Origin of the sequence: Candidatus Micropelagos thuwalensis (genome assembly GCF_000469155.1) — a bacterium.
Classification (GTDB): domain Bacteria; phylum Pseudomonadota; class Alphaproteobacteria; order RS24; family RS24; genus Micropelagius; species Micropelagius thuwalensis.
This window is the reverse complement of record NZ_AWXE01000004.1, coordinates 297,868-323,157: the sequence shown is the minus strand read 5'-3', so window position 1 is coordinate 323,157 and position 25,290 is coordinate 297,868. Positions and strand designations below refer to the sequence as shown.

Sequence of the window (25,290 nt, the reverse complement as noted above, 5' to 3'; positions counted from 1 at the left end):
TAATGCTACATGGTGCATTATGAATGACAAGACAAATCAGGCAATTAAAGGGGATCGCATAGCCAAAGTTTTGGCGCGCTCGGGTCTGTCCTCCAGACGTGAGGCTGAGACAATTATTCAGGCAGGGCGCGTAACGGTAAATGGCAAATCCATTAATTCGCCTGCTTTAAATGTCCTGCCTTCTGACCGTATCACTGTTGATGGGAAAGAAATTGCCCAGCCCGATCCACCGCGCCTATGGCGGTATTATAAACCGCGTGGCCTTGTCACGACTGAACGCGACCCGCAAGGCAGGGTAACGATTTTCTCAAAACTGCCTGATAATCTTCCGCGTGTGTTATCTGTCGGGCGGCTTGATATTAATACCGAAGGTCTTTTGTTATTGACTAATGATGGAGGACTTAAGCGTCATCTAGAATTGCCTGAAACCGGATGGTTGCGGCGTTACCGCGTGCGTGCTTTCGGGAGAGCCGATCAGCGAAAATTGCTGGAGTTAAAAAAAGGCGTCACACTTGAAGATGTTCATTATCGCGGAGTTGATGTTGATGTTGAACGCCAGCAGGGGGGGAATGTATGGCTGACAATTTCTCTGAGAGAAGGCAAAAATCGTGAAGTTAAAAAACTTCTCAGCTATGTTGGTTTAGAGGTTAATCGTCTCATTCGACTTTCATTCGGGCCTTTCCAACTCGGCAATTTGGAAACTGGTGCAGTAGAGGAAATCCCCCGCCGTGTTCTGCGTCAGCAACTTGGTTCAACTTGGTCTGATATTTCGGAGGGGCGGGTGCCGCAAGCCAAGCCAAAAACCAGGAGCAAACAAACGGCAGACCGTCCAGAAAAGAAACTGGCACGGGGAAAAGGTAAAACAGTTTCTAATTCCAGCGTCTCTTTCAAGACAAAATCATCGCAAGATAGTCCTCCGAAAAATCTGCCTGAAAAAAATGTGACTCCTTGGAAGATGTCCGATAATAAAGCGACGTCAAAAAAGAAAACGCTAAAACTTAAAAAAAAATGACCTGATATGCGTATTATTGCCGGAACATGGAAAGGGCGCGCCCTTCAAACGCCTAAAAATAACCTGACACGCCCGACATCCGACCGTATTAGAGAGGCGTTATTTTCTGCCCTTGAAAGCCGTATCCAGTTTGATGAAGCCCATGTGCTTGACATTTTCGCTGGTACCGGCGCTTTAGGACTTGAGGCTTTGTCGCGTGGGGCGGCGAGCTGTTATTTTGTAGAAAAAATCAATGCGGCCTGTGCTGTTATTGAAAGTAACATTCATGCACTGAATGCCACCGATAAAACGCATCTTCTGAAATGCGACGCGGTGAGACTAGGAAAGCATGAAAAGCAGGCGCCTTTATTCAATCTTGTCTTTCTCGATCCCCCCTATGGTAAGGGGCTTGCGGAAAAAACATTGCAATGTTTGCAAGAGGGCGGCTGGCTGGCACAGGATGCATTGCTGGTGGTGGAAGAAGATAAGCGCGCAGGCTTTATACCCCCCTCAGGTTTTGATGAAATCTATAGGCGCGCATATGGCGATACTGAAATTACCTTGCTTTCAAATATTTCCTAGAGAATTAAATTGCACCGGCTTTTTGCGCGAAAGCCCAGCCGACATCTGCGAGGGGTGGAATGTTTTTTTCCATTTCACCTGCATGAGCCGAACTTGCTGTGCCGTCTCTAACGCGTCCGACAATGCCCTGCAAAATCGCCGCCAGTCGGAACATATTAAAAGCCAGATAGAAATCGATATTTTCAATACCGTCCCGCCCGACCGCTTCGCAATACATACGGATATATTGCTCGGCAGTTGGAATCCCTAATTCACCTAAATCTTTACCAGCCAGCGATGCCGTGACCATGGTTTTAATCGACGGCATGTGCCATTGCATCAAATGATAAGTGAAATCGCCAAGTGGATGCCCCAGCGTCGACAATTCCCAATCCAGCACAGCGCTAACCTCTGGTTTCGTCGGATGCAAGACCATATTATCAAGCCTAAAATCACCATGAACAATTGAGGTCGCGTCATCCTGCGGAATTTGCCCCGGCAACCACGCCATGAGCTTATCCATATTGTCGACTTTCTGAGTTTCAGAGGCAATATATTGTTTCGTCCAGCGTCCGATTTGGCGTTCGAAATAATTACCTGGCTTGCCGTAATCGCCTAGGCCGATAGCTTCATAGTCAAGCGAGTGAAGCTGGGCGATCGTTTTGACTTGTGCTTCGAAAATCGGCCATCTGTCTTTTTTAGCATAATCGCTCAGGGTCACATCCCATAATATACGGCCTTCGACCATATCCATAATATAAAACATTGTGCCAATGACGCCTTCATCCTCGCAGAGGCAATAGCTTTTTGGTACGGGGAAGCCGACTGAAGCCAAGGCAGTAATAACTCGATATTCGCGATCGACGGCATGGGCAGAGGGTAAAAGTTTACCCGGTGGTTTGCGTCTCAGAACATATTTTTTGTTTGGGGTGATGAGCTGATAGGTCGGGTTGGATTGTCCGCCTTTAAATTGCTTCACTTCAAGAGGGCCTTCAAAGCCGTCAACATGTGCGTGCATGTAGTCTTCAAGATTTTTGACATCAAATTTAAGTGCGTCAGCGACTTCTTTGGTGCCGCCGAATTTTTCCTGTCTATCACTCATTTTTGACCTTTTAACCCCCTCTTTTAGGTTTCTATTTATCGCTCTCTGTTAGAGCGTGACCTTAACTTTTACCAAGGGCGCGCCAGCCAATATCGCGACGATAAAACCCTTCCTGCCAGTCAATTTTTTCGAGCGCAGTATATGCTTTGTCTCTTGCGGCACGCAAATCCTGACCTTTAGAGGTGACATTAAGCACACGTCCACCAACTGCAAGCGTTTTTCCATTCTCGGTTTTTGTGCCTGCATGAAAGATTTGTGTGTCTGTGTCCGCAACGGCTGCGTGAAGGTTATTAATCTGTGAGCCTTTAGGATAGCTACCCGGATAACCCTGAGCTGCCATTACAACGGTCATCGCGTCTTCGTCGTACCATTCAAGGTCAAGGGAGCTAATATCTCCCTGTGCCGTGGCAAGCAGGGCGGGGACAAGATCGCTTTTAAGCCGCAACATCAACACCTGACATTCTGGATCGCCAAAACGTGCATTATATTCCAACAATTTTGGCCCGTCCTCGGTCAACATCAAACCTGCATAAAGCACGCCACGATAGGGTGTCCCCTTATCTGCCATCGCTGTCAAAGTTGGCTGGATAATACGCGTCATGGTCTCTTCCAGTAAAGTGGGCGTAACGATTTTTGCTGGCGAATAGGCGCCCATCCCGCCTGTATTGAGACCGGTATCCCCTTCGCCAACACGTTTATGATCTTGTGCGGTCGCCAGTGGGAGTGCATGAGTGCCGTCAGTGAGGACAAAAAAACTGGCCTCCTCTCCGGTCATAAATTCTTCAATCACAAGTTCAGCGCCGGCTTCCCCGAATGCGCCATCAAATATATCATCGACGGCGGCACGCGCCTGAGCGTCGGTCTCAGCAATGATAACGCCTTTGCCTGCCGCCAGCCCATCCGCTTTGACAACGATAGGGGCGGAGTGGGTATCAAGATAAGCATGGGCATCTGCGGCTGATTTGAAACGACCATAGGCGGCAGTTGGAATGTCATAGGCGGCGCAAATGTCTTTTGTAAAGCCTTTAGACCCTTCTAGCTGGGCTGCTGCTGCTACAGGCCCGAAGGTAGCAATATTTTCTGCTATAAGGGTATCCGCAAGCCCTGAAACAAGAGGGCCTTCAGGTCCAATGACAACGAGGTCTATAGCTTTTTCTTTGGCAAAATGTAGTACGGCATCGGGTGATTCAATATCAAGAGTGACACAATCTGCCACGGACTCAATCCCCCCATTACCTGGTGCGCAATAGAGTTTATCAAGCAAGGGGCTTTGTGCGATTTTCCAGCACAGTGCATGCTCACGTCCCCCGCTACCAAGAACAAGAATTTTGAGGCTTTTTTCTTTCATGTGTTCAACCTGTTTGGGATAGTATCGTTTAGGATTTAAAGGTAAAATCACACTATCAAATTTTGCGGGACATGTCTGAATGTTCGGGTGTGCCGCCGCACATATCAGTGGATAGCAGTAATAAATCTAATGAGTCAATTTCAGGACACAGATAATCGGAATGCAAATGTGCAGGAATTTTCCGTCAGTGACATTTCTGGACTGGTGAAACGTCAAATTGAAGACGGGTTTGCACATATTCGTGTTCGCGCTGAGCTAGGACGTGTCTCCCGTCCTGCCTCTGGGCATCTCTATTTGGATTTAAAAGACGAAAAAGCCGTTTTATCCGGAGTCATCTGGAAAGGGACAGCCCAAAAACTACCCTTGCAACCCGAACAGGGGCTGGAGGTGATTTGCACTGGTAAACTGACAACATTTGCTGGTCAGTCAAAATACCAGATGATTATTGAATATATGGAACCTGCAGGGGTTGGCGCATTAATGGCCTTGTTGGAAGAGCGCAAAAAGAAACTTACAACAGAAGGCTTGTTTGAACCGTCCCGTAAAAAAACGCTCCCCTTTTTGCCTCAGACAATAGGTGTTGTCACTAGTCCGTCCGGGGCGGTTATCAGAGATATTATTCATCGTCTGGAAGACAGATTCCCACGTCATGTGCTGGTCTGGCCTGTAAGGGTCCAGGGAGAGAATTGTGCCGAGGAGGTTTCCCGCGCTATAGCCGGTTTTAATGCGATTAAACCCGGTGGGACAACACCGCGCCCCGATATACTTATTGTTGCGCGCGGGGGTGGGAGTTTTGAAGACCTATGGGAGTTTAACGAAGAAATCGTGGTGCGGACGGTCGCACAGTCGGATATTCCGATCATTTCCGCCATTGGTCATGAAACGGATACGACACTCATTGATTTTGCTGCTGATATCCGAGCGCCGACGCCAACTGCTGCAGCTGAAATGGCCGTGCCGGTAAGGGCAGATTTGACCGCAGGTCTCATGGATTTGACCCGTCGGATGATGCGGAGCAGTCATGCTGTTCTGACGATACGTCGAGACCGTTTGACTGGGCTGTCGCGCGGCATGCCTCGCCTTGAAGATATTCTCGCTATTCCACGTCAGTTGTTTGACTCTATTTCGAGCCGACTTGGGCGCGCCCTCACTGCGAATCTTACGAGTCAACAAGCCCAGTTTGAACGGATAGCCGGTGATCTATCTTTCAAACCTATGCTAGGGCATATTCGTCAATCACGCCAAAGCATTAGTGGTCTCCATCATCGGGCGGCCCTCGCTGGAGATAGACAGATAAAAGACGCGGCTCAAAAACTGGCAGCGGTGAGCAAACAATTAGATTTGCTGAGTTATGAGTCCGTGCTTGAGCGCGGATTTGCTCTTGTTCTTGACGCGCAAGGAGTTCCGTTGCGTCAGGCTTCCAAAGTCAAGCTAGGCAGTTTGCTGGATATTCATCTAGCTAAAGGTGAAAAACTTAGCGCACGGGTAGAGACAACATCAACTACAGAAGAGTCTGTTAAAAAAAGACCTAAACATGCGTCTAAGTCCAAAAATGAGAAGACTAAAAACGAGACAAAAAACTCACAACAAGGTAAATTATTCGAATGAGTGATTTGGTAAATCTAGGCGCAGAAGCGAAAGTAAAATATCTTGATGGCGACTTTATAATCGAAATCCCCGGTACGCATGTTTTTTGTGCGGTAACCGGCAAGCCGATTTTGATGGAGATGTTGCGCTATTGGAATGTAGATTTGCAAGAACCTTATATTGATGCTGCTGCCTCGCTTCAGGCCGAGCAGCAAAGACAACTTCCCGACACATGATACCAACTCCTCTGCTCAGCAGCATCCTTTTTAGCGGTCTTTTATCCCTCGCTCCTCTGGAGCAGGTGGATTTCCCCGAAACACTTGTTGAAAAAGTTGCTGGTCATTTTAAGCCTGGGGGTATGGTGGCGTTACAACTAAAACCAGGGGTTTCGGTACATGTGGATGGTCGTCCGGTTCCGGCAGATAAAGGGCTTGCTGTTTTTGGTTACGGGCGGGATGCGGGAACAGAGACAACGCTAAAATTCAGTATAGATGGGCAGGACTATGCCATCATCCGTCCGCTGGAAAAAAGAGATTATAATATTCAGTATGTCGAAGGTGTGGCGCAGAAATATGTTTCACCGCCCGAAACTGTGCTGAAACGCATCCGACTGGAGGGACAGCAAAAAAAACAAGCGCGCCGTGACAGCGCGCCAACAGCCCTTTTTGGGAGCAAGTTTTATTGGCCCCTCAAGGGCCGGATTACAGGTGTCTATGGCAGTCAGCGATATTTTAACAGTGAACCTCGGCGTCCGCATTATGGGATCGATATTGCTGCGCCAGCCGGTTCGCCGGTTATGGCTATGACTTCGGGAACCGTCACACTGGCTGAACCGGATATGTATTATGAAGGTGGGCTGGTATTTATTGACCACGGCATGGGGTTACTCTCCGCTTATCTTCATTTATCGCAAATTAATGTAAAAAGCGGCGATAAGGTAGACGCTCAGCAAATTATTGGGCGTGTTGGGTCAGCGGGGCGATCAACAGGGCCGCATTTAGATTGGCGGGTTTATTGGCGCGACAAGCGGCTGGATCCAGCCTTACTTGTGAGCAAGGAAGATTAATTATTTCCAGCGATTGTGAAGCCACAGCCAATGGGCGGGCTGCTGTCTAATTGCCTCTTCCAATATGTCATTCATTTTTTGTGCAGTGTTAAGAATGTCCTGATGGGCGTCCTCTGTGGTTTCGGGGAGAAAAGGGGGATGAAAAACCACGTCAAAATGACTGTTTGCTCGCCTTTGAACACTTACAAAAACCATGGGTATATTAAACTTTCTGGCAATTTTAGGGATTGCTGTTGCCGTCATCGCCCGGCGGTTAAAAAACTTGAGTTCAGCCCCGTCATTCATTTTCTGGTCGTTTAACACGCAAACGGTATTTCCTGCTTTCAATGTTTTTATGATATTTTTCGCGCCATCAGCGCCTTTTTGAACGAGTTTCGTGACAGTTGATTTATTGCGTATTTTGGTTATCCATTTTTCAAAAAATGGATTATTCGCTTTCCGGTAAACCCCCATAACGTCCTTATCGAATATTTGAGTTGCTGCGGCCATGACCTCCCAGTTTCCCATATGCCCTGAAAAAAATATCAGCCCCCTACCTTCATCAAATGTCTTTTGTGTGAGATCCCATCCTGAAATATTTATTCTCGTATCAGCTTCGGCACGTAATCTATCAAGATTGCTGAATTCTCCGAAAAACATGCCAAGGTTGTGCCACATCTCAATGTTTAAAGATTTAATTTCCGCCTCATCGGCTTCTGGAAAAGCTGCTGTCAAATTTCTCACCGCAATCTTATTCTGTGGGAAGCGCGGGCCAATTTTTGTAAACAGATTACCAAAAAATTGGCTACTTCTTTCCAATCCCATACGTCGAGACAGCGTGATGAAAGCCATTCCGGAAATAAATTCAATTACATGTCTGGAAGTTTTCAGCATAACGGCGGTGCCCATCGCTTCTATAATTAATTATTTCCGGGTGCAGCGTATAATTTTGATTTTCTGGCTTCAGATAATTTACGGATTAGAAACTGCTCTAATTTTTTGTCGTCAGAAAACATGGCTACAACATCCAATGTTTTGCATATTTCGGCAAGTTTAAAGCGTTTACTGGATTTATCAAAACCTTCCAACCTCACAGCATCTTTACGGGTCGTGATGAGTTGCGCGTTATATTGTTCGGCAAGTGCCAGCAAATTTGCGGCGTCCTGCTCGGAATAATAATGATGATCATCAAAATCTTGGCTGAATTGAACATCATATCCTAGCTGTTCAAGTTGACTGTAAAATTTTGTAGGCCGTCCAATGCCGCAAAATGCGACAACTTTTTCGGCATGCGCATTGGTCGCGACAAGTTCTGTTTCAAACACAGGAATATTGACCTCACTTGCTTTAGAAATAACCGCGTCCACATCTGCCCGATGCCGTCCGAGAAATGGGCCGTTTATGATGATGGCGTCAATTCTGGCGAGTGCGTCATCTATGTTTTCCCGTAACGGACCCGCAGGGAATACCGCACCATTTCCAAAACCGGCCTGGCGGTCTATGACGGCAAGGGTAAGTGATTTGTGAAGGTTTGGGCTTTGCATCCCGTCATCCATAATCAATACGGTGGGATTGACTTGCTTATCTTTTAAAGCAAGTTTTGCAGCGTCACGTCTTTTGGGTGCGATGTAAACCGGATATTGATGCGCCATCATGTAGGGTTCATCGCCGGTCAATTTGGTGTGATGCAGCTTTGGGTCAACTTTAAGCGCCTGTCTGTTATTGCCACCATAGCCTTTTGATAGAATAGATGGCTGTTCGCCCATTGACGCAAGGTGTTCTGCAAGCTTGAGTGTGACGGGCGTCTTCCCGCTCCCACCCACGGTAAAGTTACCGACGCAAATAACAGGTTTCCCGATATGTTCGGAATGGGAAAATTTCAATCTCAGTTTAACGATTTGACTATACAGAAACCCCACTGGTTGGAGTGTGATTTTAGCCGGGTGATTTTTTTCCGAGGGAAGCTGCCAAAATTTAGGATTGCGCATATTTCATCCTATCTTGGTGTTGGTTTCTCTAAAAACGGTGAGATAGCGGACAGTGTTTCATCTGTTGCGCCGGCATTTTTATCAATCAATTGAAGGGCATTGGTTCTGAGTTTTTTTCTAAAGTCGGGGTCAGATAAAAGCAGATCAACCATATCGGTCATATCATCTTGTGTGATGATTTCCCGCCCGGCATCCACTTCCCTTATGAGTGAAAACATTTCAGAAAAATTTTGATTCGATGGCCCGTAAAAAATAGCTGTATCCAGCCTTGCAGCTTCCAGAGGATTTTGCCCGCCTCTGGGGGTGATAGTCCCACCAATAAAAGCGATATCACTCAGCCTGTAAAAAAGTCCCATTTCGCCAATTGTGTCCGCCAGATAGATATCGGTTTCTTTGTTGATGGCTTGAGTTTGACTTCGCTGCACAATGGTTAAATCCATCTCATTGAGTTGTTTGACAAGACTATCCCCTCTTTGTGGGTGGCGTGGCGCGATAATACTCAGCAATCCCGGATGCTTAAGTTTGAGGTTTTTATGCGTTTCAGCGATCATGAGTTCTTCGCCTTCATGGGTGCTGGCAGCAAGCCAGATAGGGCGGCTACCTATAGCTTGTCTGAGTTTTTGAAGCTCAGCGGCGTTATGAGGTAGAGGGGGGGTGTCATATTTAAGATTGCCTGCCGATATGATGCGTCGTGCCCCCAGCATTTCATAACGTACACAAGAATAGTTGTCCTGCGCGAGGATAAGGTCGAATTGATTGAGCAAATGGCGGACACTATTGGGAAACCGCTTCCAGTTCTTAAATGAATTTTGCGACATCCGTGCATTAATCAGGAATAATGGAACATTATTTTGCTCAGCCTGATACATCAAATTTGGCCAAATTTCAGACTCTACAAATAGGCCAATATCGGGACGCCAATGCTTCACAAATCGCTTGGCAAACCCGGGATGATCCATTGGGACATATTGGTGAATAATTCTTTCATGGGGATTGTCATTTGCAATTTTGGCTGAAGTGACCGTCCCGCTTGTTAATAAGGTTTGTACTGCTGGAAAATTCTCCAGTAGTTTACGAATTAACGGGAGAACGGCCACCATTTCACCGACACTGGCAACATGCACCCATACCAGCAAACCTTTTGGGCGCGCCATACCCGCAAATCCTCGCCGTTCAAACTTTCGGAAGCCATCTTCCCGCCCCATTCTTTTTCGCAATCGAAACAAAATGCTAGTCAGCGGACCAATGAGCCAAGTCACGACTCGATAAATATATAACACCAAAGGCATAATTAGCCTTTTAACAGATTTTCAGCTTTTTCATTAAGTTCATTGAGGTTTTTTTCCAATTGGAGTCTACAAGCCTCAAGCGTCGATTTATCCGCATCCCTCGGCACCCATAGAGGTTCACCATAAGCGATAACCATTTTACCAAAAGGCTTGGGGATAATGAGTTTATCCCAGGCTTTTTCGATTATAATCTCATTCTTTGTGCGAATGGCTGTGGCCAATATTGGTTTTTGACTCAACTGCGCCATAGCAATAATGCCACGACCACACTCGAAGATTGGACCAGGTGGAATGTCGGCAGTTAACCAGACGGATTTATTGTTTTCCAGATAGCGTAAAATTGTTCTCAAGGCAGCGGCACCTTTTTTATCCTTAACTGGTCTTTTGGATGCTGTGCCGGTTCCAGAACCCGTAATAGGGGTGACACCGGTTAATTTTGCATAAATAACACCTATTTTACCGTCTGCATGATTAGAACTGAGACTGGCATATGATTTTGATTTAAGTAAGGTCTTAGGCGCTAGGAGCAGGCTTCGATGCCAAATGGTGATGATAAAGGTATCGTTGATGTTTTGTAGGGTGTTGGCATGTTGTTGACCGATGATGGTCTTACGGCATGATAAATATATAAAACCTACCCATATTTTGAGCAGGGTTGCTAGTAAATAAAGCACTGGGGTGCTTCGCAAAATCGTTTTTATCGTTTGTTTCATTTTTTACCTTGAGTTTACACAAACTTGCTCAATCGGGATTTTTTCGATTTGGACTCTCCCGTTTTACTAATCCTCAAATTGTGCCTTATAAAGCTCGGCGTACAGACCTTTTTCCTTAAATAACTCTTCATGCGTACCGGACTGGACTACCTTACCCTGATTAATCACATATATTTTATTGGCATTCATAATGGTTGATAATCGATGGGCTACGACGAGAGACGTTCTGTCCTGCATCAAATATGTGAGTGCCTTTTGAACTTCCTGCTCAGCCTTATTGTCCAATGCCGAGGTGGCTTCATCCAGCAATAGAATTGGCGCATCCTTCAGTATAGCGCGAGCAATTGCGATACGTTGACGCTGACCGCCGGACAACTGCATACCGCCTTCACCGCATCTTGTGTTGTACCTTTCGGGTAAAGCAGAAATAAAATCATGTGCTGCAGCACTTTTGGCGGCCTCTTCTATGTCCTTTTGTGAGACATTATTTTTACCATAAGAAATATTGGCGGCGATTGTGTCATCAAATAAGAACGGTTCTTGTGTGACGAGTGCTGTTGATGCCCTTAGGCTTTCAATGGTGACATTTTGAATGTCCTGACTGTCTATCTCTACAGACCCGGAGACCGGATCATAAAAACGTAAAACCAGATTTAACAAAGTTGACTTACCTGCCCCTGACGGGCCAACAAAAGCAATCGTCTCTCCGGGGGCGATGTTAATGGAAATATCGTCAAGCGCAGACATTGAACGATTACCATAAGCAAAGGAGACATTTTTAAACTCAATGCTGCCTTTAGAAACGCTGAGTTCAGAGGCATTTGGCTTATTTTTTATTTCTACAGGTTTATCGATAATATCGAACACCCTCAGGCCAGCAGCTACGCCTTCTTGCAAAACCACGGGTAAATTGGCTACGGATCTAAGCGGTTGGTAAGCAAGGAGAAGTGCCGAGATGAAGCCCATAAATTCACCTGCAGTCAAATTTCCCTCAAAGCTCTGGCTCCCCCCCCAGAAGATGATGCCAGCAACAGCAATACCCGCTAAGGCCTCAACAATAGGGCTGGATGCGGATTTGGCACGCACCGAACGCATGGTGAATTCCAGTACGCGGTTAATCACTCTGTCGGCATTTTTGCTTTCCAGATTTTCACCCGAATAAGCCTTAACAACCCTAATCCCTTTGATGGTTTCTGAAATGAGTCTTGAGAGAAGACCGGTTTCTGTCAGGCCTTGATGAGAAGCTTTACGGGTAACCTTGCCGAGCCGCCGCATAGACAAAATACCCGCCGGCATAACAATGATGACATAAATACTTGCAAGCTTCCAATTTAGGTTAAACATCATACCGGTGAGGACAATCAAAGTAAAAAAGTGCCTGAACAAATTAATCAAGGTCTGGTTTAGAGTATTCGCCATGATTTTTGCATCATTCAAAAATATGGCGATATAATTCCCGGTATGCGAGTCGCCAAGTGTTTCCAAATCAGCCTTGATAATGTTTTCATATATTTCATGTTGAAGCCGTGCAGTGATTTTTTGCCCGACAAAAATTAGGATGATATTCGAAATATATGTTGCGCCGCCTCTTATAATTGACATGAAGACCACGCCTAGCGGGATTATCAAGAGCATGGTTCTGTCACCATTAACAAAGACCGAGTCTACAGCCTGCTGAATAAACCAGGGAAGCGCACCTGATGCGCCTGCGATGATCAAATTTGCAAAAATGCCCAACAGTATCAGCCCTAGAAACGGCTTGATGTAAACGGAAAACGTTCGCTTGCTGACTGCGAGCGTTTTTGACCGATACGGTGTTTGATTTGTGTCTTCAGACATTTAAATTCACTAGGTGATTCTTATGCTTAATCATACACACAGCGTATCATAGTTTGTGCTTAATATGCTCAATGCGTGTTGCAAATTCTGACATTAATATGTCAGACCCTGCCATCAACCCGCTATGACGGGTGGCTTTATTATTATAGGTCAGTTTTTTAAAGTCTAATCCGCAAACCACACCGCCTGCCTCATGGACAAGAAGATCACCGGCGGCAATATCCCAATCATTTTTGGCATTCATGATGAGGGTCGCATCAAACTGTCCCCCTGCCACCAGCGCAAGACGATAAGCAACGGAATTTCTGTTCTCAACAGTTAATTGTGGCCATAAATGCGCCCAGCCTTCATAGGCAAACATTTTTTCATAACCGCAAATACGGCTGTTTTCGAGAGTCTGACGTGCGGTAATTCGGACTGGTTTATCATTGCATTTTGCGCCCATGCCCAACATGGCAGAGTAAAACTCTTGTTTTGCGGGATTATGGACAACCGCGCCAATGGGCCGGCGATTTTCGACCAGAGCCACCGAAATAGTGAATTCCGGTTTACCTTGAATAAAGGCTTTTGTGCCATCAATCGGATCGACAACCCAAACACGCGCACATGAAAGTCTGTGCCGCGCATCGGGGGTTTCTTCGGATAACCAGCCATAATCCGGTCTGGGGGTTTGCAGTTGTTGATGCAACAGGTCATTTACAGCAATGTCCGCTTCACTCACAGGCTGGTTTTTTTCTTTTTCCCAGTGCTGAGGCGATTGTCCGAAATAGCGCATGCACAAATCACCAGCCTGCCGGACAGCAGAACATAACAAGTCAAAGTCTTCTTTCAGAGAAGACGTAACGGGATTAGAGGCCTGCAAGTGTCATCTCTTCCACAAGTAAAGTGGGCGCGTTAATGCTATATCTGAAACTTAAATCATCGGCAGGTGTGATGTGCTTGAACATATCTTTCAAATTACCGGCGATGGTGATTTCACTGACGGGATAAGCCAGTTCGCCATTTTCAATCCAGTAACCTGCCGCGCCCCGGCTATAATCGCCAGTAACGCCATTGACGCCCATGCCAATCAGTTCGGTTACATAAAGCCCCTCACCAATTTGCTGCATGAGCTCTTTTAAAGAAACGCTTCCGGCTTCTATATAAAGATTAGATGCGGAAGGTGAGGGCGGGCTACCAATCCCCCTGGCTGCGCGCCCATTACTTGGCATATCAAGTTGTTTTCCAGTCGCGCTATCAAGCAGCCAGCAGTTTAGTTGACCTTCCGATACGGGGGTGAGCTTCTCACATTCAAGCCCCTCAGCATCAAAGGCCATGGAACGAAGGCCCCTTATTCGTTTGGGGTCATCAGCAACTGTAATGCTTTTGGAAAACACATTATCGTTTATGCAATCTTTCAAAAAACTTGTACCCCGCGCAATAGCTGTGCCTGAAATAGCGGCAGCAAAATGCCCGAGCAGACTGGCTGAAACACGCTTATCATAAATAACGGGAGCTTTACGGCTTTTAAGTTTGCGCGGATTGAGGCGGGCAAGGGCGCGACTGGCGGCTTCTGAACCAATCTGTTGGGGTGTTTCCAAATCCTCTCTGTGCCGAACTGTATGTCCGGCGTAATCTCTTTCCATATTCTCGCCACTGCCTGCAAGAACGGCACAGCTAAGCGACCATGAGGTCGCGCTATAATTTTCTGCAAAACCATCAGAGGTGACCAGGCCGGTTGTGCTTCTTGCCCAGCCGGCGCCTGCCCCCTCGGAATTGGTAATACCTTCCATGGCGCGTGCCGTTTCCTCTGTTTCGATTGCCATCTGGGTAAGTTTTGCCATTTCAGGTTCGCTGGCGTCCACCAGATCAAGTTGCGGGATTACCTTAGCCAGCCGGCTCGTATCTGCCAGACCACAAAACGGGTCAGATGGAGCCATACGTGCCATGGCTACGGCTCGCTCTGCGAGGCTGTCCAGCTGGTCGGTATTCATGCCGGAAGAAGATACAAATGCTTGTTGTGTTCCGATTAAGGCACGAAGACCAACATCGGCAGATTCTGCGTGTTCAATATCTTCCATATTTCCAAGCCGTGAAGAAGCGCCTATAGAGAGGCTTTCGCTGACCAGCGCATCAGCCTGATCTGCGCCATAAGCCAGCATTTTTTCAACCGCCTGTTGGGCAAAATCCATTGGATTAGAAACGGGATCGGACATTATTATTTATCTCCATATTTTTCTACAGGCAAAATCTCATCCCTGACGGATGAGTCTCATCCATATATTAATCATATAGATCCTTTATGGCATTCGTCAGCTTTTAAGAGACTTTTAACCTCAATCCACTTCCGACTAAAGTGAGAATGCGAATGCTATCATGATGATAAAACCTAGATTTCTGTTCGATTTAAAAACAATAAGACATTTGTCGCTGTCGCTTATATCCGTGTTTATAATCTGCCACGCCAAATGCAGGGCCACCCCACCCATAATAAGGTAGAACCATAAGCCCGCAAAGGCCATCACCCCTGCTGTGAGGAAACATAGCACGCTTAAGCTGTAAATAATCCAAAGTGCGGTATGGGTCTTATCGCCGAGTCGGATGGCAGAGGATTTCAGGCCGATCAGTGCGTCATCTTCGCGATCTTGATGGGCGTAGATAGTGTCATATCCCACTGTCCAGAATATGGCGGCAACATAAACCATCCCCGCAGCACTTGAAATGTTTCCCGTCAATGCCGCATAGCCCATCAATACACCCCAGTTAAACGCTATGCCCAGAAACAGTTGTGGCCACCAGGTAAAGCGTTTCATGAATGGGTAAATAGCAATGGGGATAAGCGATAAAACGCCAAGGGCGATGGTTTCCAGATTAAACTGTAACAGAACACTTAGCCCGATAAGACATTGAACAATTAAAAATACCCATGCCTGTTTGACCGAGATTTGACCAGCTGGGAGAGGACGATTACGACTTCGCTCTACCTTGCCGTCATAGTCGCGATCAACAATGTCATTATAGGTGCATCCTGCGCCGCGCATCACGATAGCGCCGAGCGCAAAAAGCATACTTATATAAATTGTTTGCGACAGAGGAATGAGGCCGGTTTCAAGTTGAGCCAGCCAGACACCCCATAGGCATGGCCAGAAAAGTAACCAGCTCCCAATGGGGCGGTCCAGCCGGGCAAGTCTGGCATATGGAATACATGCAGTCGGGAGAAATTGGTTCACCCAGTTATCAATAGAGGCATCTGCAGGCGGTTGGTCACGCATATTTTTGGTCTTTGAGTTTCATAAAGTGGATTAAAAAATAACTGGTGTTTTGTTAGCACGGACAGCACTATAAATATGCCAACCAAACTAAGCAGAGCACACTATACCTGCTCGCAACATAAATGGGTAGAGAGACCAATGGTGTCACAAGATAACCAGATGACAGGCAAAATCAGGCTTTATATATCTGAAGATCTGAGTGAAGGACGGAATTGCTCGCTCATCAAAGGCCAACATCATTATTTGCGGAATGTCATGCGCTGTCAGTCAGGTGAACCAATTTTAGTTTTTAACGGACGCGATGGAGAGTGGTTGGCTGAGATTTCTCAAATTGATAAAAAAGTAGCCGAGATTCAGGTACGGTCTCAAACCCGTCCGCAAAGTTTTACCTCGGATATCCATGTGCTGTTTGCCCCTGTTAAAAAAGCTCGCCTTAATTATATGGTTCAAAAGGCCACAGAAATGGGTGCGTCATCCTTAGTGCCTGTTATGACGCAATATACGCAAAAGACGCGATTAAATTATGAACGTCTTAAGGCAAATATGGTCGAGGCCGCTGAGCAATGTAATTTATTGAATGTCCCTGAATTATGTGAAGCCATAAATTTCGAACAGGCGCTTGAGAAACTAGATGATGCCACGCCCGCACGTTCTCTAATCTTTTGCGATGAGAGCGCGGGGCCGGTGCTGACAAAAGACTCACGAGACGCGCTTGAAGCCATAAAGAATAAGCCCGTGGCGGTTCTTATCGGGCCTGAAGGTGGGTTTTCGCCTGCTGAAAGAAAAAAACTGTATGCCCGCCCTGACACGCTTACAATCAGTCTTGGCCCGCGAATATTACGCGCCGATACCGCACTGGTTGCAGCTCTTTCGCTTTGTCAGATGACTATCGGGGACTGGGTATAGAGGCAGTATTGGGGCGCGTCATACATTTCCCGTCTTGCGCGATTCATAAAACATGCTTACATCGGCTTTAGAGACGAGATGAATGACAGAATATCTTGAAAACAAGGCATCCCTTATTGAATGGATTGCCGCCGGTGAAAAACCCAAAGAGCAGTGGCGTATCGGAACTGAACACGAAAAGTTTGGTTATAGCCCTGATGACTTCACGCCTTTGCCTTATGAAGGGCCAAATGGCATTAAAGCTATGCTTGAAGGGCTTATAGATAAGGGCTGGCAGGGCAAGTATGAGGGTGAAACGCTGATTGCGCTTACACGTCCAAAAGATCAAGGCGGTGGCTCTGTGACCCTCGAACCGGGGGGGCAATTAGAGCTTTCCGGTGCGCCCTTGGTGAATATCCATCAAACATGCGCCGAGGTTGGCACACATCTTAAAGAGGTTTTGCAACTTGCCGATAGCTTGGGGCAAGCCTATATGGGCATCGGATATGCGCCGGACTGGTCGGTTGCAGATATGCCCAAAATGCCGAAAGGTCGTTATGATATTATGACGGACTATATGCCGACTCGGGGATTGAGGGGGTTGGAGATGATGTATCTGACGGCAACCGTGCAGGTGAATCTCGATTTTTCTTCCGAAGCTGATATGGTCCAGAAAATGCAAATTGCGCTGGCACTGCAACCCATTGCTACTGCGTTATTTGCTAATTCACCTTTCATCAATGGGCAGAGCACGGGGCATGTGTCAGAACGCTCGCTTGTTTGGCTGGATACCGATGCACAACGGACAGGTAATCTGCCTTTTGTTTTTGATAATTTTGGTTATGAACGTTATGTAGATTATGCGCTAGATGTGCCGATGTATTTCGTCATTCGAGACGGGCATTTTATTGATGCTACAGGCCTGAGTTTTAAGGATTTTCTGGATGGAAATCTGTCAGTTCTCCCCGGCGAAAAACCGACCGGCGAAGATTGGGAAAACCATCTGACGACGCTGTTTCCCGAAGCGAGATTGAAAAGGTTTATTGAAATGCGCGGCGCTGATAGCGGCCCACAAGATACTTTTTGTGCGTTACCTGCTTTCTGGGTCGGTTTGCTCTATGATGAGGCTACACAGAAAAAAGCACTTGATATGATCTCTGACTGGTCGTCGGAAGAACGTCATGCGATGCGTATCAATGCTGCACGACAAGGATTGAAAGCAGAATTTAGAGACGGCAGCCTGTTGGATGTTGCGCGCCGAGCAATCGACTTGTCGCGTGAGGGGCTTATTGCACGTGGTGCGGTGGATTATAAAGGTGCGGATGAAACCCAATATTTAAAGCCTCTGGAAGCTGTCATTGAACAAGGGTGTAGTCCTGCCGAGACATTAGCAACACAACTTTCAACAGAATGGCAAGGCGATATTACCGCTGTCTATAAAGCATTAACTTATTGATTTATAATCAGGCTGGACATTCTAGCCCGTGCCGCCAACAGTTAGACCTTCCAGTCTGAGTGTGGGTTGCCCAACCCCGACAGGAACCCCTTGGCCTTCTTTGCCGCAGGTGCCGATACCGTCATCAAGCCTCATATCATTACCTATCATGTTAATGCGTTGCATGCTTTCAGGGCCTGTGCCGATAAGTGTCGCGCCTTTAATTGGTGCGCCTAACTTCCCGTCTTCAATTTGATAGGCTTCTGTGCAGGAGAAAACAAATTTGCCTGAGGTGATGTCGACCTGTCCGCCACCAAAACTGACCGCATAAATACCTTTTTTAACATCTGCCAGAATTTCATCTGGGTCTTTATCACCACCAAGCATATAAGTGTTCGTCATGCGCGGCATGGGCTGACAGGCAAAGCTTTCGCGGCGACCATTTCCGGTTGGTTGCATGCCCATAAGGCGCGCATTCATGCGATCTTGCATGTAACCGGTCAGAATACCGTCTTCAATAAGAACAGTTTTCTCTGTTGGCGTCCCCTCATCATCAACTGACAATGAGCCTCTTCGGTCAGGTAGGGTACCATCGTCAATCACGGTGACGCCTGGGGAAGCGACGCGCTGACCGATCCTGTCGGAAAAAGCAGACGTTTTTTTCCGGTTAAAGTCCCCCTCAAGACCATGACCGACGGCCTCATGTAATAAAATGCCCGGCCAACCAGGGCCCAGCACGACATCCATTTCACCTGCAGGGGCTGGAACTGAGTCAAGATTAACCAAGGCCGAACGCAAGGCCTCATCAACCTGACCTTGCCAGTTTTCAGGGGTCAGCCACTTAGCGTATCCAGCACGCCCTCCTCGTCCGCAATGTCCGCTTTCCTGTCTGTCGCCCTCACCAGCAACGACTGAGACATCAAGCCTCACAAGGGGGCGCACATCAAAAACAGGTTGTCCGTCAGGTCGAATGATTGCGACAGCCTGCCACTCGCCAGAAAGACCAATGGAGACCTGTCTAACACGGTTATCTTTTGCGCGGGCATAGGCATTGATATCTTCTAAAATTTTGACTTTGTCTGCAAAGCCTTCCCCTTCAAGCGGGTTTGTGTCCGTGTAAAGACTTGTATCGGTTTTTGCGAGCGCGTCCGATACAGTGCCGCTATGACCGGAAATCACAGGTGTCAAAGCAGACGCAGCGCGTTTTATGGCTGTTTCGCTCAAATCCGTGCTATGGGCATATCCTGCGGTTTCGTCTTTTACCGCGCGCAATCCAAAGCCGCGGGACGTATCAAAATTTGCAGCACGTAACCTATTGTTATCAAAAGAAAAACTCTCTGAGAGCGTATGCTCCATAAAAAGCTCTCCGTCATCCGAACCAGTTAAGGCTTCTTCGGTGAGACGTTGCGCGTGATCCTTGTCGAGGCCAGACGTGTCAAAAAATAGATTTTCAGGTTTCATATCTCACCATTTCTGATTAGGGGATTTCCAAGTTCAGGCGTATTGTTTGTAAGATAATATGTGGCGTATGATGTTGATGTCAAAAATTAGTCTGACATGATTTGCTTTAAGTACCAGTTTTTTGTTTCATTGTGTTGCAGATAGCTTTTTAAGTTAAGCGTTTCTGTTTTGGGCATTTGGTCGCACGGTCACTTAATTCAGTGATTTTGTGCCATTGGCCATTATAATATATGTGTAATCAACCAACCGAATTTAAGGGTAATTTCATGCGCCTGAATAAAATATTAAATCCTTCTGCGTTGCTGCTTGCCATTGGTATGATGAGCCTGATGGGAGCGCCATCAGTCCATGCCGCGCAGCCTGAGCCATGGCAACTTGGTTTCCAGCCCGCCGCCACTGATATGATGGCGCGGATTTCAAGTTTTAACGATTTTCTCCTTATTCTCATGACTGCCATTACGGTGTTCGTGCTGGGTCTGATGGTTTACGTTATGTTACGTTTTAATGCTAAAGCCAACCCCGTGCCTTCCAAAACAAGTCACAACACATTGATTGAGGTTGTCTGGACAGTTATCCCGATTTTGATTCTGCTGGTCATCGCTGTGCCGTCTTTCCGTCTTTTGTATGATCAGGCAACACCTGAGGCCGATATGACCATCAAAGCCACAGGGTATCAGTGGTACTGGGGCTATGAATATCCCGACCATGGCGATTTTGCTTTTGACGCTTTGATGTTAGAAGACGACGAATTACAGCCGGGTCAACCGCGTCTTTTGACAACAGACAACGCGGTTGTTGTGCCGGTCGATACAACCGTCCGTGTTCTCGTGACGGCTGCAGATGTCATCCATAACTGGGCAATGCCAGCCTTTGGTGTCAAAATGGATGCTTATCCAGGCCGCCTTAACGAAACATGGTTTAGGGCCAACAAAACAGGCACATATTATGGCCAGTGCTCTGAGCTTTGTGGCATTCGCCATTCTTTTATGCCGATCATGGTTAAAGTTGTCGAAAAAGAAGAATTTACTGCTTGGGTTGAGCAGGCAAAAGTCGAATTTGCTTCCTATGACGAAGCTAACACCAATCTGGCAGAAGTTTCAGCCACACATTTATCGAAATAACGAGTAAGAGGATATAAATCATGGCAACAGATCAAGCTGCGGCTCATCATGAAGATCATCCAGTAGGATGGAAGCGTTACGTCTACTCAACGAACCACAAAGACATCGGTACGATGTATCTGATTTTTGCGATTATTGCAGGGATTATTGGTGGTGCCATGTCTGTGGTCATGCGGATGGAACTGCAAGCACCTGGCGACGGCATTTTGGGCGGTGATTACCATCTTTATAATGTTTTGGTGACCGGACATGGTCTGATTATGGTGTTTTTCATGGTTATGCCGGCCATGATTGGCGGTTTCGGGAATTGGTTTGTGCCGTTAATGATCGGTGCGCCCGATATGGCCTTCCCGCGCATGAATAATATCTCATTCTGGCTTTTGCCTTTTGCCTTTGCTTTGCTTGGCATTTCGATTTTCGTGGAGGGCCCACCCGGTAATGATGGTGTCGGTGGCGGGTGGACAATTTATCCGCCGCTCTCAACGTCAGGACAACCAGGTCCTGCAATGGATTTTGCCATTCTCTCTCTGCACGTTGCTGGGGCATCTTCAATTCTGGGTGCAATTAACTTCATTACAACGATTTTCAACATGCGTGCACCGGGCATGACATTACATAAAATGCCGCTTTTTGTGTGGTCCGTTCTTGTCACAGCTTTTCTGTTGTTGCTGTCTCTGCCTGTGCTTGCTGGCGCGATTACCATGCTGTTGACGGATAGAAATTTCGGCACGACATTCTTCGATCCTGCCGGTGGGGGTGACCCAATTCTGTATCAGCACTTGTTCTGGTTCTTTGGTCACCCTGAAGTTTACATTCTCATTCTCCCTGGCTTTGGCATTATCAGCCATGTTGTGTCGACATTTTCCAAGAAACCGGTTTTCGGTTATCTCGGCATGGCTTATGCCATGGTTGCCATTGGTGGCGTCGGCTTTGTCGTATGGGCGCACCACATGTATACGGTTGGTCTGAGCTTGGACACACAAGCCTATTTTGTTGCCGCGACGATGATTATTGCTGTGCCGACGGGGATTAAAATCTTCTCTTGGATTGCCACAATGTGGGGCGGGTCAATAGAGTTTAAAACGCCGATGCTATGGGCGCTGGGTTTTATCTTCTTGTTTACCGTTGGTGGTGTGACAGGGGTTATGCTTGCTAATGCAGGTGTTGACCGCTCTTATCACGATACATATTTCGTGGTCGCGCATTTCCATTATGTTCTGTCTCTGGGCGCTGTGTTTGCGATTTTCTCAGCATGGTATTACTGGTTTGGTAAAATGTTTGGCTACAACTATTCCGAATTTATCGGCAAGTTGCATTTCTGGGTGACATTCATTGGGGTTAACCTCATTTTCTTCCCGCAGCATTTCCTCGGTCTTGCAGGTATGCCTCGGCGCTATGCGGATTACCCGGATGCCTATGCTGACTGGAATTTTATTTCCTCACTCGGCAGTTACATCTCTGCATTTGGTGTGCTGATTTTCATTGTCGGTGTGATTCATGCCTTCGCAAGAGGTCAAAAAACTGCCAATAACCCGTGGGGCGAAGGCGCAACGACTCTTGAGTGGACGCTGTCATCACCACCACCTTTCCACCAGTTCAATGAACTGCCGAAAATCAAATAGGCTTGGAGAAAACCCCTATGGCAAATAATAGCGCCGACTTGCCAGTCATCGACACATCCGTCCCGAGGGCGGGTGGTGTCCCTGATTTGACGACAGAAATGGCAAGCGCTGCGGATTATTTTGAATTGCTTAAACCCCGTGTCATGTCGTTGGTTGTGTTCACCACACTTATCGGCATGATTATGGCACCAAGTGGTGCAGGGGGCGGGGTGCATCCTGTCATTGCTTTTACAGCTTTATTACTGATTGCACTTGGTGCAGGGGCTTCAGGCGCACTGAATATGTGGTATGACGCAGATATTGATGCGAATATGGAACGCACCCGGACGCGTCCCATTCCATCCGGTCGGATTACAAAAGAATCAGCACTGGGTTTTGGGCTGACACTGTCAGCCGGCTCGATTATGTGCCTCGGCGTTTTCATCAACTGGTTGTCAGCGGGACTTTTGGCCTTCACGATTTTCTTTTATGCCGTGATATACACGATATGGCTGAAGCGCTTCACAGCTCAGAATATTGTTATTGGGGGAGCCGCCGGCGCTTTTCCACCAGTGGTTGGCTGGGCGGCAGTGACAGGGTCTGTAGAAACGCTTCCAGTTTTAATGTTTGCGATTATTTTTTTCTGGACACCGCCGCATTTTTGGGCGCTCGCCCTTTTGAAAAACAAAGACTACACAGAAAATAACATTCCCATGATGCCAGCGGTTGCCGGGTCAAAAAATACGCGTATCCAAATCTTTGCTTATGCGCTCATCATGGCCATATTTGCTGCTTTACCAGCTTTGTTGGGTTATGCGGGTCTTTTCTATGCTTTGTTTTCAACGGCTTTAAGCACCTTGTTTGTTGCGATGAGCTTTTGGCTTTTGATTGCGCCTGATGAACGGCAAGCAGCGGCGGCGAAGGCACTGTTTGCTTATTCCATTTTTTACTTATTCCTGCTGTTTGCTGGGTTTCCCGCTGATAAGCTGATTGGTATTTAAAAAGGCGTTTATGATGAGAGAAGAATTCGAAGGAACACCTGAATGGAATGATGAGTTGCTCACTCGTCGGCGCAAAAGAGCTGCTGTTATGGGCTGGGTTCTTGCCGGTTTCGTCGTGCTATTTTTCCTCGTCACAGTTGTCAAGCTCGGCTCAAATATCGTGCAACGACCGTTATAAGGACATTATCGAAGGTTACTCATGTCAAAACAGTCTATCCGTAAAACATCGTCTCATTTAAACAGAACCGTCGGGTTCTGCCTTGCCGGTGTAGTTTTTATGGGTGGCATGGCTTATGCCGCTGTCCCGCTTTACGATCTGTTTTGTCGTGTGACGGGATATGCCGGAACCACCAACCGTGCTGAAACTGCATCTGACACAATTATTGAAAGACAAGTGACGGTTCGCTTTGATGCCTCACGCAACCGACAAATGCCTTGGGAGTTTACAGCCCCTGAGAACGCTGTCAGTCTGAAGGTCGGCGAGACGGGTCTGGCTTTCTATAAAGCGCATAATCCGACTGATGAAGAATTAACCGGTACGGCGACTTTTAATGTCACGCCTCAAAAAGCAGGATATTATTTTTCTAAAATTGATTGTTTCTGCTTCGTAGAACAGACATTAGCACCTGGCGAGACAGTAGATATGCCAGTGACATTCTTTATCGATCCGGAAATTGCCGAGGACGACGAGATGAATGATATTAAAACCATCACCTTGTCTTATACTTTCTTTTTAAAACCTAAACCGGCGTCTGAAAAGGTATCCAATCAGGCGGCGTTAAACACAAAACAGATACCACAGGGTTAGTAAGCATTCACAAAAATGCCTACACGATGAATACAGGGGAAAAATATGGCAGATGCACACGCTAAAAAACACGATTATCATCTTGTCAATCCGAGTCCATGGCCGTTTGTTGGCTCGTTAAGTGCTTTTATATTGGCTGTAGGGGCTGTCTTATACTTTCATGATAGTGGCCCATGGGTGATGCTCATTGGCCTTATGGGTGTGCTCTACACTATGGTTTCATGGTGGCGCGATGTAATTATTGAAGCCAATAGTGGTGATCACACACCAGTTGTTCAACTTCACCACCGCTATGGCATGATTTTGTTTATTGCCTCAGAGGTTATGTTTTTTGTTGCCTGGTTCTGGGCTTATTTTGATGCGAGCCTTTATCCGGGCGAAGCCATTCAGTTTTCCAGAACAGAACTGACAGGTGGACATTGGCCACCAGACGGTATTGAAACATTCGACCCTTGGCATTTGCCGTTGATTAATACACTGATATTGCTGACTTCCGGTACAACAGTTACATGGGCGCACCATGCACTGCTTGAGGATAATCGTGAAGAGCTTAAATGGGGTCTCATCCTCACTGTTGGGCTTGGCGCTTTATTCACGGTTTTCCAAGTCTATGAATACCAGCACGCAGCTTTCGGCTTTTCCGGTCATATTTATGGTGCGACTTTCTTTATGGCAACCGGGTTTCATGGTTTCCATGTGATTGTAGGTACTATCTTTCTTCTGGTTTGTCTTTTGCGGGCCATTAATGGCGGGTTTACGCCTAAGCAGCATTTTGGGTTTGAGGCTGCAGCCTGGTATTGGCATTTTGTTGATGTTGTCTGGCTATTCCTGTTTGTGGTGATTTACATCATTGGTGCGGGAACGCCGGCAGCCCATTAAGGAAAAATATGGGCATTTTCTCATCAAGATGCCCTGCATGTGGGCAAACACCTTTGTTTGAAGGTTTTTTGTCTCTGCCCAAAACTTGCGCGGCCTGTCACTTTGACTATAGCCAGATAGATACAGGTGACGGCCCTGCTGTCTTTGTGATCATGCTGGCAGGGTTATTGGTAACGGGTGTAGCGCTTTATGTCGAATTACGTTGGCAACCGGCATACATTATTCATTTTGCGATCTTCCTTCCGCTTGGCTTCGCAGTGCCGATGTTGATGCTTCGCCCGGCTAAGGCGTGGCTTATTTATTCCCAATATCGGCATAATGCGCATGAAGGCAGACTTCACAAGGGTAATGAAAAAAAGCACAATGAGGGTGAGTAATGCCCTCT

Annotated in this window: 25 protein-coding genes; 14 read left to right on the top strand and 11 right to left on the bottom strand. The window is 46.9% G+C overall.

The genetic code is table 11. The features are described from left to right. Positions 1-19: 19 nt before the first annotated feature. Together RS24_RS06195 and rsmD are read left to right on the top strand one after the other, a co-directional pair. A complete protein-coding gene (locus tag RS24_RS06195; RefSeq protein WP_021777340.1) occupies positions 20-1,012 on the top strand; it encodes a pseudouridine synthase in 993 nt (330 codons plus the stop codon). Between the two features lie 6 nt (positions 1,013-1,018). Beyond that, the gene (rsmD, locus tag RS24_RS06190) at positions 1,019-1,573 is read left to right on the top strand and encodes a 16S rRNA (guanine(966)-N(2))-methyltransferase RsmD (RefSeq protein WP_021777339.1); all 555 of its coding nucleotides are present in this window, start codon (positions 1,019-1,021) and stop codon (positions 1,571-1,573) included. Between the two features lie 4 nt (positions 1,574-1,577). Here rsmD and RS24_RS06185 read toward each other — a convergent pair whose 3' ends face one another. Together RS24_RS06185 and purD are read right to left on the bottom strand one after the other, a co-directional pair. Beyond that, positions 1,578-2,654 (bottom strand): phosphotransferase family protein, encoded by a 1,077-nt coding sequence (locus RS24_RS06185; RefSeq protein WP_021777338.1) that lies wholly within the window; start codon positions 2,652-2,654, stop codon positions 1,578-1,580. Between the two features lie 61 nt (positions 2,655-2,715). Next, positions 2,716-4,002: a phosphoribosylamine--glycine ligase gene (gene purD, locus RS24_RS06180; RefSeq protein ID WP_021777337.1), complete on the bottom strand. Its 1,287-nt coding sequence runs from the start codon at positions 4,000-4,002 to the stop codon at positions 2,716-2,718. A gap of 129 nt (positions 4,003-4,131) precedes the next feature. Between purD and xseA the strand changes: the two genes are divergently transcribed. Genes xseA through RS24_RS06165 form a run of 3 tightly spaced genes read left to right on the top strand, consistent with a single transcriptional unit; the run spans position 4,132 to position 6,655 of the window. Beyond that, entirely contained in the window at positions 4,132-5,610 is a 1,479-nt protein-coding gene (gene xseA, locus RS24_RS06175; protein WP_021777336.1) for an exodeoxyribonuclease VII large subunit, read from the top strand. Beyond that, positions 5,607-5,825, top strand: a complete 219-nt coding sequence (locus RS24_RS06170) for a DUF2093 domain-containing protein (protein ID WP_021777335.1) — start codon at positions 5,607-5,609, stop codon at positions 5,823-5,825. Before xseA ends, RS24_RS06170 begins: the two co-directional genes overlap by 4 nt. Beyond that, entirely contained in the window at positions 5,822-6,655 is an 834-nt protein-coding gene (locus RS24_RS06165; RefSeq protein WP_021777334.1) for a M23 family metallopeptidase, read from the top strand. Before RS24_RS06170 ends, RS24_RS06165 begins: the two co-directional genes overlap by 4 nt. Here the strand turns inward: RS24_RS06165 and RS24_RS06160 are convergent, their stop codons facing one another. The 8 genes from RS24_RS06160 to ubiA form a co-directional block, all read right to left on the bottom strand. Beyond that, a complete protein-coding gene (locus RS24_RS06160) occupies positions 6,656-7,528 on the bottom strand; it encodes a lysophospholipid acyltransferase family protein (RefSeq protein ID WP_204365699.1) in 873 nt (290 codons plus the stop codon). 26 nt (positions 7,529-7,554) lie between these two features. Next, entirely contained in the window at positions 7,555-8,622 is a 1,068-nt protein-coding gene (lpxK, locus tag RS24_RS06155) for a tetraacyldisaccharide 4'-kinase (protein ID WP_021777332.1), read from the bottom strand. 8 nt (positions 8,623-8,630) lie between these two features. After that, positions 8,631-9,827 (bottom strand): 3-deoxy-D-manno-octulosonic acid transferase, encoded by a 1,197-nt coding sequence (locus tag RS24_RS06150; protein ID WP_157833791.1) that lies wholly within the window; start codon positions 9,825-9,827, stop codon positions 8,631-8,633. An 86-nt stretch (positions 9,828-9,913) separates the two neighbouring features. After that, positions 9,914-10,624 carry a lysophospholipid acyltransferase family protein gene (locus RS24_RS06145; protein WP_021777330.1) on the bottom strand — a complete coding sequence of 237 codons (711 nt, stop codon included), beginning with the start codon at positions 10,622-10,624 and terminating at the stop codon, positions 9,914-9,916. Between the two features lie 66 nt (positions 10,625-10,690). Then, positions 10,691-12,463, bottom strand: coding sequence for an ABC transporter ATP-binding protein (locus RS24_RS06140; RefSeq protein ID WP_021777329.1), 1,773 nt, complete (start codon positions 12,461-12,463; stop codon positions 10,691-10,693). A gap of 46 nt (positions 12,464-12,509) precedes the next feature. Next, positions 12,510-13,325 carry a 3'(2'),5'-bisphosphate nucleotidase CysQ gene (locus tag RS24_RS06135; RefSeq protein WP_021777328.1) on the bottom strand — a complete coding sequence of 272 codons (816 nt, stop codon included), beginning with the start codon at positions 13,323-13,325 and terminating at the stop codon, positions 12,510-12,512. Next, positions 13,312-14,658: a TldD/PmbA family protein gene (locus RS24_RS06130; RefSeq protein ID WP_021777327.1), complete on the bottom strand. Its 1,347-nt coding sequence runs from the start codon at positions 14,656-14,658 to the stop codon at positions 13,312-13,314. The genes RS24_RS06135 and RS24_RS06130 overlap by 14 nt, the downstream gene beginning before the upstream one ends. 135 nt (positions 14,659-14,793) lie before the next feature. Continuing rightward, positions 14,794-15,714: a 4-hydroxybenzoate octaprenyltransferase gene (gene ubiA / locus RS24_RS06125; RefSeq protein WP_021777326.1), complete on the bottom strand. Its 921-nt coding sequence runs from the start codon at positions 15,712-15,714 to the stop codon at positions 14,794-14,796. 138 nt (positions 15,715-15,852) lie between these two features. On the opposite strand from ubiA, the gene RS24_RS06120 reads away from it, so the two are divergent. Both RS24_RS06120 and RS24_RS06115 read left to right on the top strand, forming a co-directional pair. Further along, entirely contained in the window at positions 15,853-16,620 is a 768-nt protein-coding gene (locus RS24_RS06120) for a 16S rRNA (uracil(1498)-N(3))-methyltransferase (RefSeq protein ID WP_021777325.1), read from the top strand. Between the two features lie 82 nt (positions 16,621-16,702). Next, a complete protein-coding gene (locus RS24_RS06115; RefSeq protein ID WP_021777324.1) occupies positions 16,703-18,055 on the top strand; it encodes a glutamate--cysteine ligase in 1,353 nt (450 codons plus the stop codon). Between the two features lie 21 nt (positions 18,056-18,076). On the opposite strand, the gene tldD is transcribed toward RS24_RS06115, so the two are convergent. Continuing rightward, entirely contained in the window at positions 18,077-19,495 is a 1,419-nt protein-coding gene (gene tldD, locus RS24_RS06110; RefSeq protein ID WP_021777323.1) for a metalloprotease TldD, read from the bottom strand. A gap of 266 nt (positions 19,496-19,761) precedes the next feature. Here tldD and coxB point away from each other — a divergent pair, with 266 nt between their 5' ends. Genes coxB through RS24_RS06080 form a run of 7 tightly spaced genes read left to right on the top strand, consistent with a single transcriptional unit; the run spans position 19,762 to position 25,282 of the window. Next, positions 19,762-20,616 carry a cytochrome c oxidase subunit II gene (gene coxB / locus RS24_RS06105; RefSeq protein ID WP_021777322.1) on the top strand — a complete coding sequence of 285 codons (855 nt, stop codon included), beginning with the start codon at positions 19,762-19,764 and terminating at the stop codon, positions 20,614-20,616. A 20-nt stretch (positions 20,617-20,636) separates the two neighbouring features. Further along, positions 20,637-22,238 (top strand): cytochrome c oxidase subunit I, encoded by a 1,602-nt coding sequence (gene ctaD, locus RS24_RS06100; RefSeq protein WP_021777321.1) that lies wholly within the window; start codon positions 20,637-20,639, stop codon positions 22,236-22,238. A gap of 17 nt (positions 22,239-22,255) precedes the next feature. Then, positions 22,256-23,218, top strand: a complete 963-nt coding sequence (locus tag RS24_RS06095; RefSeq protein ID WP_021777320.1) for a heme o synthase — start codon at positions 22,256-22,258, stop codon at positions 23,216-23,218. A 13-nt stretch (positions 23,219-23,231) separates the two neighbouring features. After that, positions 23,232-23,396, top strand: a complete 165-nt coding sequence (locus RS24_RS10015; RefSeq protein ID WP_192814059.1) for a hypothetical protein — start codon at positions 23,232-23,234, stop codon at positions 23,394-23,396. A 21-nt stretch (positions 23,397-23,417) separates the two neighbouring features. Next, positions 23,418-24,026: a cytochrome c oxidase assembly protein gene (locus tag RS24_RS06090; RefSeq protein ID WP_021777318.1), complete on the top strand. Its 609-nt coding sequence runs from the start codon at positions 23,418-23,420 to the stop codon at positions 24,024-24,026. A gap of 45 nt (positions 24,027-24,071) precedes the next feature. Next, on the top strand, positions 24,072-24,905 hold the full coding sequence (locus tag RS24_RS06085; RefSeq protein WP_021777317.1) for a cytochrome c oxidase subunit 3: 834 nt from the start codon (positions 24,072-24,074) through the stop codon (positions 24,903-24,905). Positions 24,906-24,913: 8 nt separating this feature from the next. Further along, positions 24,914-25,282 carry a DUF983 domain-containing protein gene (locus tag RS24_RS06080; RefSeq protein ID WP_021777316.1) on the top strand — a complete coding sequence of 123 codons (369 nt, stop codon included), beginning with the start codon at positions 24,914-24,916 and terminating at the stop codon, positions 25,280-25,282. Positions 25,283-25,290 lie beyond the last annotated feature (8 nt).

Excerpts from the sequence above, each read along its gene's own strand:
- RS24_RS06090 (WP_021777318.1), top strand. The coding sequence starts at position 23,418 with ATGTCAAAACAGTCTATCCGTAAAACATCGTCTCATTTAAACAGAACC.
- purD (WP_021777337.1), bottom strand. The coding sequence starts at position 4,002 with ATGAAAGAAAAAAGCCTCAAAATTCTTGTTCTTGGTAGCGGGGGACGT.
- RS24_RS06170 (WP_021777335.1), top strand. The coding sequence starts at position 5,607 with ATGAGTGATTTGGTAAATCTAGGCGCAGAAGCGAAAGTAAAATATCTT.
- RS24_RS06080 (WP_021777316.1), top strand. The coding sequence starts at position 24,914 with ATGGGCATTTTCTCATCAAGATGCCCTGCATGTGGGCAAACACCTTTG.
- RS24_RS06160 (WP_204365699.1), bottom strand. The coding sequence starts at position 7,528 with ATGCTGAAAACTTCCAGACATGTAATTGAATTTATTTCCGGAATGGCT.
- RS24_RS06115 (WP_021777324.1), top strand. The coding sequence starts at position 16,703 with ATGACAGAATATCTTGAAAACAAGGCATCCCTTATTGAATGGATTGCC.
- RS24_RS06095 (WP_021777320.1), top strand. The coding sequence starts at position 22,256 with ATGGCAAATAATAGCGCCGACTTGCCAGTCATCGACACATCCGTCCCG.
- RS24_RS10015 (WP_192814059.1), top strand. The coding sequence starts at position 23,232 with ATGAGAGAAGAATTCGAAGGAACACCTGAATGGAATGATGAGTTGCTC.
- RS24_RS06195 (WP_021777340.1), top strand. The coding sequence starts at position 20 with ATGAATGACAAGACAAATCAGGCAATTAAAGGGGATCGCATAGCCAAA.
- RS24_RS06085 (WP_021777317.1), top strand. The coding sequence starts at position 24,072 with ATGGCAGATGCACACGCTAAAAAACACGATTATCATCTTGTCAATCCG.
- RS24_RS06120 (WP_021777325.1), top strand. The coding sequence starts at position 15,853 with ATGGTGTCACAAGATAACCAGATGACAGGCAAAATCAGGCTTTATATA.
- RS24_RS06150 (WP_157833791.1), bottom strand. The coding sequence starts at position 9,827 with ATGGGGCGGGAAGATGGCTTCCGAAAGTTTGAACGGCGAGGATTTGCG.
- RS24_RS06185 (WP_021777338.1), bottom strand. The coding sequence starts at position 2,654 with ATGAGTGATAGACAGGAAAAATTCGGCGGCACCAAAGAAGTCGCTGAC.
- ubiA (WP_021777326.1), bottom strand. The coding sequence starts at position 15,714 with ATGCGTGACCAACCGCCTGCAGATGCCTCTATTGATAACTGGGTGAAC.
- xseA (WP_021777336.1), top strand. The coding sequence starts at position 4,132 with ATGAGTCAATTTCAGGACACAGATAATCGGAATGCAAATGTGCAGGAA.
- lpxK (WP_021777332.1), bottom strand. The coding sequence starts at position 8,622 with ATGCGCAATCCTAAATTTTGGCAGCTTCCCTCGGAAAAAAATCACCCG.
- RS24_RS06145 (WP_021777330.1), bottom strand. The coding sequence starts at position 10,624 with ATGAAACAAACGATAAAAACGATTTTGCGAAGCACCCCAGTGCTTTAT.
- RS24_RS06140 (WP_021777329.1), bottom strand. The coding sequence starts at position 12,463 with ATGTCTGAAGACACAAATCAAACACCGTATCGGTCAAAAACGCTCGCA.
- rsmD (WP_021777339.1), top strand. The coding sequence starts at position 1,019 with ATGCGTATTATTGCCGGAACATGGAAAGGGCGCGCCCTTCAAACGCCT.
- ctaD (WP_021777321.1), top strand. The coding sequence starts at position 20,637 with ATGGCAACAGATCAAGCTGCGGCTCATCATGAAGATCATCCAGTAGGA.
- tldD (WP_021777323.1), bottom strand. The coding sequence starts at position 19,495 with ATGAAACCTGAAAATCTATTTTTTGACACGTCTGGCCTCGACAAGGAT.
- RS24_RS06130 (WP_021777327.1), bottom strand. The coding sequence starts at position 14,658 with ATGTCCGATCCCGTTTCTAATCCAATGGATTTTGCCCAACAGGCGGTT.
- coxB (WP_021777322.1), top strand. The coding sequence starts at position 19,762 with ATGCGCCTGAATAAAATATTAAATCCTTCTGCGTTGCTGCTTGCCATT.
- RS24_RS06165 (WP_021777334.1), top strand. The coding sequence starts at position 5,822 with ATGATACCAACTCCTCTGCTCAGCAGCATCCTTTTTAGCGGTCTTTTA.